The organism is Kitasatospora sp. NPDC003701 (assembly GCF_053587085.1).
Genome location: NZ_JBSFNM010000027.1, coordinates 22,386 through 35,754, shown reverse-complemented (window position 1 = coordinate 35,754; position 13,369 = coordinate 22,386). Strand labels below are relative to the sequence as shown.

Below are 13,369 nucleotides of genomic sequence, written 5' to 3'. Positions count from 1 at the left end.
CGTCACCCGGCACCCGCGCCCCGAGCCCCGCGCCCGGCGTCACGACATCAGGGCGAGCGCCGCCGTGGCCAGCGCGACGCCGCTCACGGCCAGCACGGCGCTGGTCGCCGCGACGCCGCGCAGCGGCACCCGCAGACCGGCCGACCGGCAGCGCTCGTACCAGAGCAGGGTGGCCAGCGAGGCCCAGGGCGTCACCAGCGGGCCGATGTTGGTGCCGATCAGCAGCGCGAGCAACTGCTGGTGGTTGCCGGCTGGTACGGCGGCCTCGCCGGCCAGGTACACGGGCAGGTTGTTGAGCAGGTTCGACAGGCCCGCGCCCACCGCCGAGGCCCGGAACATCCCGAGCACCCCGCCGTCCGTCCCGATCGCGGCGGCGAGCACCCGGTGCAGTCCGTGCGCGTCGACGGTCTGCACCACCAGGAACATCCCCGGCACCATCACCAGCAGCCGCCACGGGACCAGCGAGGCCCGCAGCGCCCCGGGCCGTCGTACGGCGAACGCCACCACCGCCACCAGGGCCGCCGCCCCCGAGGCGACCCAGAGCGGGAGGTCGGCCAGCAGGCTCGCGAGCAGGAACCCGGCGCAGGTCAGCGCGCAGATCCTGAACAGCACGAGGTCCGCCGGGCGGTGGGCCGGCGGCGGCCGGTAGTCGAGTGAGCCGCGCCGCCCCCGCCGCCAGTAGAAGCCCCAGAGGCAGGCCATGGTCACCAGGAGGGCGGCCAGTTGGGGCGCCCACATGACCCGGGCCAGCCCGGCCGGTGAGAGGGCGACCCGCTCGGCGGCCAGCAGATTGGTCAGGTTCGACACCGGGAGCAGCAGGCTCGCGGTGTTGGCCAGCCAGACCGTGGTCATGGCCAGCGGGAGGGGGGCGATGCCCACCCGGGTGGCGAGGGCCAGCATCACCGGGGTGAGCAGGACGGCGGTGGTGTCCAGGTTGAGGGTGATCGTGGTGACGGAGGCCAGCGCCACGCAGAGCAGGAACAGCGTCGCGTAGCTGCCCCGGGCGGTCCGGGCCACCCCGGCCGCCAGGACGTCGAACACTTCGGCGGCGCTGGTGAGTTCGGCGAGCACGATGACCGTGCCGAGGAAGGCGATCAGGGGTGCGATCCGGGAGACCGCGGCCCCGGCGGAGGCCGTCGGAAGCAGTCCGGTGGCGAGGAAGAGCAGCCCGCACGCGAGCAGCGCCGCAGCCACCCAGTCGAGTGGATGCAGTCGTCGAAGGGCAGGCGGGTTGGCAAACACGGACGTCAGGGTCGCATACGAGCGGTGGTTGGTCGAGTGTGCGGTCGAACCGGGGTCGTCCGTCGACGATCGGCCATAAGCTGTGCTCCATGGGGGCTTTTGACGTGAACCCGGGCGGCCCCGGGCCGATCGACTTCTTCATCAGCTACTCGCCGGCCGACGAACGGTGGGCGGCCTGGATCGCCTGGACCCTGGAGGACGCGGGCTACCGGGCCTTCCTGCAGGCGTGGGACTTCGTCCCGGGGACCAACTTCGTCGACTTCATGGACCGGGGCGTCACCGAGTCCGCCGCCGTCATCGCCCTGCTCTCGCGCAACTACGAGCGCTCGCGGTACGGGCGGATGGAGTGGCAGGCGGCCCTGCGCGCCGATCCCGACGCTCCGGAGCGCCGGCTGCTGACCGTCCGGATCGAGGACATCCCGGTGGACGGTCTGCTCGCCACCCTGACCTACATCGACCTGGTGGGTGTCACCGAGCCCGCGCGGGCCCGCGGGCTGCTGCTCACCAGGGTCGGCCAGGCGATGGACGGCCGGGCCCGGCCGGAGCTGCGGCCGGGCTATCCGGGCGGCGCCGCGGCCGGTCCGCCCACCGCTTCGCCCATCGGCCCGCCCACCGGTCCGCCCGCCGCTTCGCCCGCCGCTTCGCCCGCCGCTTCGCCCACCGCCCGGGCGCGCGCGGAGGAGACAGCGGCGCAGGCGTCGGCGCTGAGGCCGGTCGGGGGGACGGAGCGGTCCGGCCGGCGCAGGCCGTCCGTGCCGCCCGAGTACCCGCCGGCGGCCGGCCGCGCGGGCGGGCGCGAGTCGGTCACGGTGCTGCACCTGGCGGGCCCGGCCTTCGGCCGGGGCAACGATCCCGTGGACCTCCAGGCCGCCGTCCGGGAGGACCTGGTCGAGCTCGCCGACGCGGGCGCCCCGGCACCCGAACTGGTCGTCGTCACCGGGGACCTCACCGCCTCCGGCAGCCCCCGCGAGTGCGAGCAGGCCCTCGCCTTCCTGACCGGCATGCGCGCCCTGCTCGGGCTGGAGCCCCACCGGGTGGCGATCGTCCCCGGCGGCCAGGACGTCAACCAGGCGGCCTCCCGGGCCTACTTCGCCACCTGCGAGGCGGACGAGCTGCGGCCCGCCCCGCCGTACTGGCCCAAGTGGCGGCACTACACCCGGCTGTTCCAGGAGTTCTACCAGGGCCTGGACGTGGTCTTCGACAGCGACCGGCCCTGGACGCTCTTCCCCGTCCCCGAGCTCGGGACGGTCGTCGCCGGCCTGAACTCCTCGATGGCCCACAGCCATCGGGCCGACGACCGGTACGGCTGGCTCGGCCCCGAGCAGGCCGCCTGGTTCGCCCAGGCCCTGCGCCCGTACGAGAACGACGGCTGGCTGCGGATCGGCGGTGTCCGGCACCCGGTCACGCCCCGGGCGGCGGGCACCCGGTCGGTCCGGGCCGGCCACGACACCGAGCCGCTCCGGGACGCCGACCGCTTCACCCGGCTGACCGCGCCCCGGCTGCACCTGCTGATGCACGGACCGGCCGACTCCCGCACGCCGCTCCAGGCGCTGCCCACCTCCACCGGCGAGCTGACGGTCGTCGGCGCCACCGCCCCCGGCGCCCACCAACTGCTGCAGCTCACCCGCGACGGTCTCACCCACTGGGCCGGACCGGCCGCCGGGCCCCGGCGGACGGCCGCCGCCTGGCGGCGGTCCCACCGGGCCTTCCCGCCGCCGCCCGAGGCGGCCGAGGCTCCCGCCCTCCCGGCGGACGCCGCCCCGCCGCCCGCCGGGGCCGAGCGGGAGACCAGGGAGCTGCCCTCCCCGCTGGACACCCTGCTGGCCAGGGTCGCCGAGGTCTGCCGGACGCGGCACCAGGGCGCCCAGATCCGTTCCGTCGCCGGGTCGCCGCCCCAGCTCTTCGTCACCTGGAACGAGTCGGGGTTCGTCCGGCAGCAGCGGGTCGCGGTCTGTGCGCACACCCCCACCGACGAGGACGTCGACCGCTTCGTCGACGAGGTGCACGCCACCGGCACCGCCCCGGACGCCGAACTCGTCCACGACGGCCCGCCGCCACCGCGCGGGTTGCGCGACCGGGCCCGGCGGCGCGGCGTCCGGCTGCGCAGCTTCATCGAGTTCCAGGGCCTGCTCGACCTCCGCGACCACGTCACGGCGCAGAGCGCGCGGCTGGCCGCCGACGGCCGGTACCAGCCCGGCCTGTACCTGCCGCAGCGCTACCGGAACGCCGAGCGCCCCGGCGGGGAGGAACGCGAGGGCCTGGTCGACGAGATGCTCCGGCTGCTGGACTCCGACCACGGCCGGTTCCTGCTGCTGCTGGGCGACTTCGGGCACGGGAAGACCTTCGCCCTGCGCGAGCTGGCCCGCCGCATCCCCGCCGAACTCCCGCATCTGACACCGCTGTTCATCGACCTCAGCGCGCTGGACAAGGCGCACTCCTTCGACGGCCTGGTGGCGGCGCACCTGACGGCCCACGGCGTCGACACCATCGACCTCCGGGCCTTCCGCTACATGCTCCGGCAGGGGCGCGTGGTCCTGCTGTTCGACGGCTTCGACGAGTTGCTGAACCGCGTCAGCTACGAGCGCGCCGCCGACCACCTCCAGGTGCTGCTGGACGCCGCCGTGGACAACGCCAAGATCGTGGTGAGCAGCCGCACCCAGCACTTCAGCTCCCAGGAGCAGGTGCTCACCGCGCTCGGCGAGCGGGTCGGCCTGCTCCCGCAGCGGCGGCTGATCGCCGTCCAGGACTTCACCACCGGCCAGATCCGCGGCTACCTGGCCAACCGCTACGGCGACGAGGCCGCGGCGGACCGCCGGATGCGGCTGCTGGAGGCCATCCCCGACCTGCTCGCGCTCTGCCGCAACCCGCGGTTGCTGAGCTTCGTCGCGGACCTCGACCACGACCGGCTGCGGGCCGTCGCGGGAGCCGGCCGGGCGCTCAGCGCCGCCGGTCTCTACCAGGAGGTCTTCACCGCCTGGCTGGAGTTCGAGGAGCGGCGCGGCCAGGGCGGCCCGGGGGCCGCGCCCGGACTCGGTCTGGACCAGCTCTGGGAGGCCGTCACCGCGCTCGCGCTGCGGCTCTGGGAGAGCAGCCGCACCGCCGTGCCGTACGACGAGCTGCTGGACCTCTCCGGTGTGCTGACCGGCCTGGCCGGGAGCCGGCTGCCCGCGCCGCAGATCGCGCACGCGGTGGGGTCGGGCAGCCTGCTCGTCCGGTCCGACGAGGGCGTGTTCCAGTTCATCCACGGCTCCGTGGTCGAGTGGCTGGTCGCCCGGGCGGCGGCCGCCGCGCTCGGGCGGGGCGAGTCGGAGCTGCTCGCCCGGCGCCCGCTCAGCCGGCTGGCGGTGGAGTTCCTCTGCGACCTCGCCGACCACCAGCTCTGCCAGCAGTGGGCCCAGGGCGTCCTGGACGGCGCCGCCGACGCGGACGGGACGGCACGGCTGAACGCCGTCAAGGTGCTGGCCCGGCTCCGGGTGCCCGCCCACACCGACCTGCGCGGCGCCGCGCTGGCCGGCGAGGACCTCTCCCACCGGGACCTCTCCGGTGTCGACCTCGGTCAGGCCGACCTCACCGACGCCCGGCTGCTCGGTGCCAATCTCGCCGGCGCCTCGCTGCGCGGTGCCCGCCTCGCCGGTGCCCGGCTCGACGCGGCCGACCTGTCCGGCGCCGACCTCTCGGGCGCGGACCTGCGCGGGGCCCGGCTGGTCGGGACCGACCTGCGCGGGGCCCGGCTGCGGGGCAGCCGCTGGCAGCGGGCCGCCCTGATCGGCGCCGTCACCGACGACGAGGTGCTGGCCGCCCCCGAACTGCGCGCGGCGGCGATCGCCCCCGGCCTGCCCGTCGAGGCCGGCTTCCGGCCCTCGGAGGTCGGCGTCCCGTACGGCTTCGACGTGCGCACCACCCGGCTGCCCGAGCCGGTCGCCTTCAGCGCCGACGGCCAGCTGCTCGCGGTGGGCAGCGCCGACGGCAGCGTGCTGGTCTGCGACGCGGTGACCGGGGTCGCCCTGCGCACCCTCAAGGACCACATCGGCCGGGTCTACGCGGTGAAGTTCGCCGGGAACGTGCTGGCCACCGGCAGCGCCGACGGCACGGTCCGGCTCTGGGACCAGGTCTCCGGGGAGTGCCTGCACCGGCTCGACGTCCACCCGGGCGGTGTCTGGCCGGTCTCGCTGGGGCCGGCGGGCGCCCTGCTCGCCAGCGGCGACGCCGACGGGACGGTCACCCTCTGGGACACCGCCACCGGCGAGCCGCTGCGCCGGCTGACCGGGCACGCCGCACCCGTCTACACCGCGGTGTTCAGCCCGGACGGCGCCCTGCTGGTCACCGGTGACCGGGTCGGCGGGGTGCGCCTGTGGGACACCGCGACCGGGCGGCGCGTCGCCGAGCTCCCGGGGCACCGGGGGTCGGTGTTCCGCGCCCGGTTCAGCCCGGACGGGACACTGCTGGCCACCGGCGACGCGGGTGCGGACGCGGCGGGAGGCACCGACCCGGACGCGCCGGGCGGGGCCGTCCGGGTCTGGGACGTCGCCGGGCGCCGCCTGCTGCACACCTTCGACGGGCACGGCGGCCGGGTCTACACGCTCGCCTTCCACCCCGACGGGGACGTGCTCGCCAGCGGTGACACGGCGGGTCAGATCCGGCTCTGGAACCCGCTCGACGGCACCCCGGCCGGCCGGCTGGAGGGCTGCACCGGCGCGGTGTACCAGGTCGCCTTCGACGCCGACGGCGGGCGGCTCGCGGCCGGGGACAGCGACGGCGTGGTCCGGGTCTGGCGGGTCGGGCCGGCCGCCCGCGGCGGGCGCGGGGTGACGGCCCTGCGCCGTCAGCCCCCCGAGCACCGGGGGTCGGTCTGGGCCTGCCGGTTCCGCCCCGGCACCGGGTCCGGCGGGTCGGAGGCGGACCCGCTGCTGGTGACCGGCGGCAACGACGGCGCCGTCCGGCTCTGGGACCCGGCCTCCGGGCGCAGCCGCCAACTGCTGCGCGGCCACGGCCGCCGGATCGGCTCGCTCTCCTTCAGCGGGGACGCCACCGTGCTGGCGGCCGGCGGCAACGACGGCGTGGTGCGGCTCTGGGAGCCCGCCACGGGCCGGCGGATCAGGGAGCTCTCGGGCCGCAGCAGCCGGCTGGTCTCGGCGGAGTTCAGCCCGCAGGGGCCGGTCCTGGCGACGGCCAGCAACGACGGCGACCTCTACCTCTGGAACGCGCTGACCGGTGAGTACCTGCGCGAGATGGACGTCGAGACGGAGCACGTCTGGGCGGAGGCGTTCAGCGCGGACGGCGTCTTCGTGGCGACCGCCAACGACGACGACACCGTGCGCATCTGGTACCGCAGCACCGGCGCGCACGTCGCCACCCTGCGGGAGCACCGCGGCCGGGTCCGTTCGATCGCGTTCAGCGCGGACGGGCGCCGGCTGGCCACCGGCTGCGACGACAGCACCGTCCGGATCTGGGACATCGGCGCCGGACGGATCGAGGCCCGGCTCGAAGGGCACCGCGACCGGGTGTACAGCGTCTCGTTCGCCCCCGACGGCTCCTGGCTGGCCAGCGCCTCCTGGGACGGCGACGCGCTGGTCTGGGCCGACGGTGGCATCGCGCACCGGCTGACCGGCCACGCCGGCCGGCTCTGGACGGCGGCCGTGCACCCCCGGCGGCCGCTGCTCGCCACGGCGGGGGACGACCGGGTGGTCCGGCTCTGGGACCCGGGCACCGGCCGGGACCTCGGCCGGCTGCGCGGGCACACCGGCCGCATCCTGGCGGTGACCTTCAGCCCGGACGGCTCGCTGCTGGCCGGCGGGGGCGAGGACGGCACGGTGCGGCTGTGGGACGTCCCCGCCACCGGTGTGCCCACGGCCCGCGCGACCCTGCTCGGGGCGCCCGACGGCTGGGCGGCGCTGCTGCCGTCCGGCGCGTACAAGTACGAGGGCGACGTCGTGGGCGAGTTCTGGCACGCGGTCGGGATGTGCCGCTTCGAGCCCGGTGAGCTCGACAACCGGCTGCCGGGCGTCCACCGGATGCCGCCGGAGGCGCCGCTCTGAGCCCGGGAGGGCGGCTCCAGGCGGTGAGCCCGCAGGTCAGAGCGGTGCCGGTGGCCCCGGCACCGGGGCGCCGCCGCGGGGCGGACGGGCCGTCCAGTGCAGCAGGAGCAGGCTGGCCAGCGCGGCCAGGGCACACCAGGTCGAGACGAAGGCCAGCCGCCAGAGCAGCGCGCAGAGCACGGCGCCCGCGCCGGTGAGCAGGCCGAGCCGGCGCAGCAGGCGGTCACCGCTGAGGAGCAGCGAGCCGACGGTCGCCACCAGGTAGCCGGTCAGCAGGAGGGCCGGGTGCGGGATGCCGACGGCGTAGCCGAGGGTGTGGCCGTGCGCGGTGGCCGCCACCGGGCGGGTCGCGACGGCCACGGCGAGCGGGACGGCGACGAGCAGGCCGAGCAGGACGAAGGGCAGCAGCAGGCGCCGGCGGCCAGGATCGCGGGCGGCGCACCGGACCCCCACCGGGACCAGCACCGGCAGCAGCGGCAGCGCGATCACGGCCCAGGCGGTGCGGGCCCACCCGGCGGGCCCGGCGGGGAGGTCGCCCTCGGTGCCGAGCCAGACCGCGGCCTCGATCAGCTGGTGCGCGCCCAGGACGAGGGGGAGGGCCGCCAGCGGCAGCCGCTCGGGCCGTCCGGCGCGGTGGGTCCGGACCAGGCAGAGGACGCCGATGCCCGACACCACCCCGCCGGCGACGAGGTCCGCCTGCGCGCTCCAGCACATGGGCCGCCGCCGTTCCGCCGCCGCGCCGGCTACCGGGAGCCGGCGCTGTCGGCGCCGCCGTCCGGGGCGTCGTGCGTGCCGTCGTGCGTGCCGTCGTGCGGGGCGTCGTGCGTGCCGTCGTGCGGGGCGTCACGCGTGCCGTCGTGCGGGCCGTCGTGCGGGCCGTCCTCCGGGCCGTCGGAGTCGGCGCTCGCCGCGACCGTGCGGCCGCTGCCGGGCATCGCGGGGTGACGGCCGATCACCACCACGCCGACGACGACGGCCACCAGCCCCGCCGCCTGCCAGGCCAGGGCACCGGGCGTGACCCGCAGGCGGTCGCCGAGGAAGCCCACCGCGCAGACGATCCCGGTGATCGGCTGGGCCGCCGTCAGCGCGGGCAGGGACATCCGCAGCGGGGCGACCTCGAACGCGCTCTGCACCAGCAGCAGTCCGACCACGCCCGCCGCCACCACGGCGTACGGCTGCCAGCTGCCCAGGACGGCGTCCAGCCCGTCGTGGTCGAGGCGCAGGGTCGTCGTGCGGGTGAGCGCGTCCTGGAGGCCGTAGAGCAGGCCGGCGGCCAGCGCGAGCAGGGTGGCCTCCTCGAACAGCGGCAAGCGGCGGGCCATCGAGACCAGCAGCAGGGTCAGCCCGACCACCGTGCCGACCACCAGCCAGTGCCGCAGCTCCCCGGCCGGTGCGCCGCCCCCGGTGGGGCGGCCGGCCAGGATGAAGGCCGTCACGCCGAGCCCGAGCAGCAGCACTCCGGCCCAGCCGGACCGCCCGAGGCTCTGCCGGGTCAGCACCCGGGAGAGCGCCATGGCGAACAGCAGGTTGGTGGCGAGCAGCGGTTCGACCAGCGAGACCTCGCCCTGGTTGAGGGCGAGCGCGGAGAGGATCAGGCCGCTGACCATGAAGCCGGTGCCGAGCAGCCACTCGGGCATCCGCACCAGGTCCAGCAGCAGCCGCCAGCGCAGCAGATCGGCACGCGGGGCACGCTGTGCCGCGTGCTGCTGGAGGACGAATCCGAGGCCCAGGCAGCAGGCGGCGCTCAGTGCGAGAAGGAAGACCACCACGAAGGGACCACCCGGACGTCGCTGCCCGCGCCGGACCGGCGGTCCGTGGTTCGACGGCGGTCGCGGCGCGCTCCCGCCAGCGTACCGCCGGGGCGTGGCCCGGACCGCCGGGACGCGGGCCTGCCGGGGCCTTTCCGGCCGCGCCCGCCGCCGTCCGGCCCACTGCGGGCCCGGCTGTCTGCCGGCCGGCCCGACCCTGCGCGTGCCGACCGACCGGCCCTGCGCGTGCCGACCGACCGGCCCTGCGCGTGCCGACCGACCGGCCCTGCGCCGGCAAGCGCGGCCCGGGCCCCGGCCGCGCTTGCCGCCGTGGGCGCCGGGGGCGCACGCTGGTGTGAGCAGCCGCCACGGGGTCCGCATCCGTGCCGGCCTGAGCAAGGGCGACGGGGGCAGGCGCCAGGAGGTGTGGCATGCACAACCAGTGGGACGTGGAGCTGAGCTTCGAGGAAGACGGTGTGCACACGGGATGCGACGCGAGGCTGACCGGCGCCAGGGCGCCGGGCCTCAGCGCCCACGGGGAGTCGCTCAAGAGCGCGGAGGACCGTCCGCTCGCCCGGATCGGTGAGGAGGTCGCGGCCTCGCGCGCGCTGGAGGCGCTGTCCCGCAAGCTGCGGGCCCAGGCGACCGGGGAGATCGAGGACGAGGGCCACCGGCCGGGCTACCTGATCTACTGAACCGCCTGCTGAACCGCCGTCCACCGGCCGACCGGGAGCGGTCGGCCGGTGGACGGGAGACGCGTGGGTGGCCCGGCTGCGGTGCACGGCCCCGGCCCCGGCCCGTTCAGCGTCGCGCGGCCGGCTCCACCGCCGCACTCCCGCCGGCGGCGGGTGCGCGCCGGGGCGCCGGGACGAACACCACGGCGACCAGGGCGGCCAGGCCCAGCAGGACCGCCGTCACGACGAACGCCCGGTCGTACCCGGCGGCCAGCGCGGCCGGTGCGGTGTCGCCGCCCTCGGCCGCGTGCCGGGTGGTGGCCACCGCGAGGGTGGAGAGCACGGCCAGGCCGATGCTGCCCCCGCACTGGCGGCCGGCGTTGAGCAGCCCGCTGGCCAGACCGGCCTCGCGCGGGTCGACCCCCGAGGTGCCCATCGAGGTGTTGGCGACCATGCAGAGACCGACGCCCACGCTGGTCACCAGCGAGGGGCCGACGAAGGCCGTGAGGTAGCCGGAGTCCACGGCGAGCCCGTCGAACCAGAGCATGCCGAGACCGGCCAGCAGCAGACCGGTGGTCAGCACCGCCCGGCCGCCGAGGTGGGCGGTGAGCCGGGCGGCCACCATGCTGCCCGCCATGGTGCCGGCGCAGAACGGCAGGAAGGCGGCGCCGGCCGCCAGCGGGCCGTAGTGCAGCACGTTCTGCAGGTAGAGCGAGCAGAAGTAGAAGCCGACCAGCATCCCGGCCCCGAGCAGGGTGACGATCAGGCCGGACACCCAGACCGTGCGGACCCGGAGGATGCCGAGCCGCACGATCGGTGCGGTGGCGAACCGGGCCTCCCAGGCCAGGAAGGCGGCGCCCAGCAGCAGGGCCGCGCCGAGGGTGCCGAGCGTGCGGGCCGAGCCCCACGGGTGGCGGTCGGTCTCCATCAGCCCGTAGACCAGCGCCACCATCGCCGCGGTGCCGAGCACCGCGCCGACCACGTCCGGCCGGCCGGTGCGCGGCGGGCGGACGGCGGGGAGGGACCGCCCGGCCAGCAGGGCGGCGACCAGGACGATCGGCAGGTTGACGAAGAACACCCAACGCCAGTCGAGCAGATCGGTCAGGACGCCGCCGAGCAGGACGCCCAGCGCGCTGCCGCCCGCCGTGACCGTCGACCAGATGCCCAGCGCCCGGGCCCGGGCGGGCCCTTCGGTGAAGGTCACCATGATCAGCGTCAGGCTGATCGGTGCGAGCAGCGCGGCGGCCACGCCCTGTCCGGCGCGGGCGGCGACCAGCTGCGCCGACGTCTGGGCGAAGCCGCCGAGGACGGAGGCGAGGCCGAACAGCACCAGCCCGGAGAGCAGCGCGCGGCGGTGGCCGACCAGGTCGGCGATCCGGCCGCCGAGCAGCAGCAGGCCGCCGAAGGCCAGCGCGTAGGCGTTGACCACCCACGGCAGCGCGCTGTCGGCGAGGCCGAGTGCCCGGCCCATCGCGGGGAGCGCGATGTTCACGATGCTGGCGTCGAGGGTGACCATCAGCTGGCAGAGGCAGACGGTGGCCAGCACGACACCGGGCCGGGTGCGGCCGGCGGCGGGTGGGTGGCCATGGGCGGGGGCGGTGGCGCCGAGGGCGGTCGGGGTGGCTTCGGGCATGATGACCTCCGATGCGAACGTTGTTCGCGTAAGGTAAGCCTAACTTCAAGGAGGGTCAACCGTGCCTGGTGAGGAGGGGTGTGGGCGGCGCGGCGGCGCGTGGCAGGATGACGGGATGTCGGAGCAGAGCCGAGGGCCGGAACAGGACGGGGCCGGGGAGGTCGCCGAGCGCGGCCGGTACGGGCGCCGCCGGCCGCGGCCCGGTCTCACCACGGCCGGGGTGGTCGCCGCCGGGCGCCGGGTGATCGAGCGCGACGGCATCGAGGCCCTCACCATGCGGGCGGTCGCCACCGAACTCGGCACCGCACCGGCCTCGTTGTACCGGCACGTCGCCGACCGGGACGCCCTGCTGCTGGCCGTCCTGGAGCAGATCGCCGAAGGGCTGCCGGTGGACGTCCCCGGCGCCGACCCGACGGACCGGCTGCTGCGCCGGCTGGTCGACGCGCACGACTACATGGCCGGGCAGGCCTGGGTGCCGCACATCCTGATCCGCGGCGAGATGGTCGCGGAGAACGCGTTCCCGTTCTCCGACGCCTGCCTCGCCGACCTCGCGGCGGCCGGACTCCCGCCGGCCCGTGCGATGCAGGCGTTCCGGGCCTGCTGGCAGCTGGTCCTCGGTGACCTGCTCTCCGAACACCCCGTCAGGCCGCCGCGCGAGCCGAACCAGCGCCGCACCGCGTTCGCCTCGGTCGACCCGGCCCGCCTGCCGGCCCTGGCCCGGGTGCTGGCGGAGCTGGGCTACAGCGAACCGGGCACGCACTGCGGCGAGTTGGCGACGGCCCTGCGCGCACTGATCGACGGGCTGGCCGGGGCCGGCCGACCGGCACCGCCGGGGGAGTGAGGCCGGCGGTGGCCCGGTGGCGTCGTGCGGCCGGGCCCCCGCTGTCGCGCGGACGTGCCGGTGCCCGCGCCACGACGGTCGGGCTGCCCGGCCGGGCGGGGGCGTGCGGCCGGGCCGCTGCGCGCCGCACGTCGAGCGCCCCGGGCCCGACGAGGCGGCCACCGCTTCGGGACCGCATCACGGCGGTCGGCGAGCGGCCGCCCCGGTGCGGTGGGGTCACGCCCCGCCGGAGAGGAAGGCCGTGAGGCGGCCGGTCAGCTCGGCGGGCCGGGCCGTGAGCAGATTGTGGTGGGAGACCCCGGGCAGCACGGCGACGGTGGCGACGGGCAGTGCGTCGCGGGCCGCCGCGGCCACGCGGGCGGCGTCGTGGGCGCGGCTGCGCCCGGCCGTCAGGACCAGGGTCGGGGCGCGGAGGGCACGCAGTCGATCGCGCGTCGGGCGCGGCCCGGTGACCACCCGGGAGGCCGGGAAGCCGGCGTGACCGAGGGCGTAGACCTCGCGCCAGCCGGCGTCGAGCCCGCTGCCCCCGCTCTCCCAGTCCAGGTAGGACCGGGCCCGGCCGGCCGTGCGGGGCGGCAGGAAGAGCGGCAGCGCGCGCAGCAGATAGCCGGGGCGAAAGCCCGCGAAGCACTGGGTCGGATCGAGCAGGGCGAGCCGGCCGACCCGGGCCGGGGCGTGCAGCGCGTACTCCAGGGCGATCCACCCGCCGTACGAGTGGCCGCAGAGGTCGGCCTCGGGCACGTCGAGCCGGTCGAGCACCGCGTCCAGCCAGCCGAGCAGGCCGGGTACGCCGCCGAGCGGGGCGCCGTCGTGGACGCTGCGCCCCGGGTCGCCGATCAGGTCGACGGCGAGGACGCGGTGCCCCGCCGCGGTGAGCGGCCCGACGGTGTCCGCCCAGCCCGTGGAGGTGGCGCCGCCGCCGTGGAGCAGGACCAGCGGCCGCCCGTCGCGGGGGCCGCAGGCGTTGACCCGGGTGGCGCCGTGCGGCGTCCGGACGGTGAGCGGCTCGACGGGGACGGGCCAGCGGGCCAGTGCGGCGTCGTAGGCGGCGAGGAACTCTCCGAGGGCGGCCCCGGCCGGATCGGCGGCCCGGGCGCCCCGCGGGGTGCGTGAGACGGGTGCTGACATCGTGCAGCCCTCCGGCGGGTGGCAAAATGACTCGCTGAACAATAATCTCGCTGAGCGAGAGAATAGTC

The 13,369-nt window shown here is 76.7% G+C and carries 8 protein-coding genes; 3 read left to right on the top strand and 5 right to left on the bottom strand.

From position 1 onward, the window contains the following. Positions 1-39: 39 nt before the first annotated feature. Positions 40-1,194: an SLC13 family permease gene (locus tag ACWDRR_RS24350; protein WP_449774314.1), complete on the bottom strand. Its 1,155-nt coding sequence runs from the start codon at positions 1,192-1,194 to the stop codon at positions 40-42. A gap of 137 nt (positions 1,195-1,331) precedes the next feature. On the opposite strand from ACWDRR_RS24350, the gene ACWDRR_RS24345 reads away from it, so the two are divergent. Continuing rightward, positions 1,332-7,277: a WD40 domain-containing protein gene (locus tag ACWDRR_RS24345; RefSeq protein ID WP_449774313.1), complete on the top strand. Its 5,946-nt coding sequence runs from the start codon at positions 1,332-1,334 to the stop codon at positions 7,275-7,277. Positions 7,278-7,313: 36 nt separating this feature from the next. Here ACWDRR_RS24345 and ACWDRR_RS24340 read toward each other — a convergent pair whose 3' ends face one another. Continuing rightward, on the bottom strand, positions 7,314-7,991 hold the full coding sequence (locus ACWDRR_RS24340; RefSeq protein ID WP_449774312.1) for a DUF6629 family protein: 678 nt from the start codon (positions 7,989-7,991) through the stop codon (positions 7,314-7,316). Positions 7,992-8,020: 29 nt separating this feature from the next. Then, positions 8,021-9,046, bottom strand: coding sequence for a DMT family transporter (locus ACWDRR_RS24335; RefSeq protein WP_449774311.1), 1,026 nt, complete (start codon positions 9,044-9,046; stop codon positions 8,021-8,023). A 410-nt stretch (positions 9,047-9,456) separates the two neighbouring features. Here ACWDRR_RS24335 and ACWDRR_RS24330 point away from each other — a divergent pair, with 410 nt between their 5' ends. Then, complete coding sequence (locus ACWDRR_RS24330; protein ID WP_329490920.1) at positions 9,457-9,720, top strand: dsRBD fold-containing protein; 264 nt, start codon at positions 9,457-9,459, stop codon at positions 9,718-9,720. Positions 9,721-9,826: 106 nt separating this feature from the next. On the opposite strand, the gene ACWDRR_RS24325 is transcribed toward ACWDRR_RS24330, so the two are convergent. Continuing rightward, the gene (locus ACWDRR_RS24325) at positions 9,827-11,332 is read right to left on the bottom strand and encodes an MFS transporter (protein WP_449774310.1); all 1,506 of its coding nucleotides are present in this window, start codon (positions 11,330-11,332) and stop codon (positions 9,827-9,829) included. A gap of 115 nt (positions 11,333-11,447) precedes the next feature. Here ACWDRR_RS24325 and ACWDRR_RS24320 point away from each other — a divergent pair, with 115 nt between their 5' ends. Then, a complete protein-coding gene (locus tag ACWDRR_RS24320; RefSeq protein WP_449774309.1) occupies positions 11,448-12,173 on the top strand; it encodes a TetR/AcrR family transcriptional regulator in 726 nt (241 codons plus the stop codon). Between the two features lie 216 nt (positions 12,174-12,389). Here the strand turns inward: ACWDRR_RS24320 and ACWDRR_RS24315 are convergent, their stop codons facing one another. Continuing rightward, a complete protein-coding gene (locus ACWDRR_RS24315; protein ID WP_449774308.1) occupies positions 12,390-13,301 on the bottom strand; it encodes an alpha/beta fold hydrolase in 912 nt (303 codons plus the stop codon). Between the last annotated feature and the right edge of the window lie 68 nt (positions 13,302-13,369).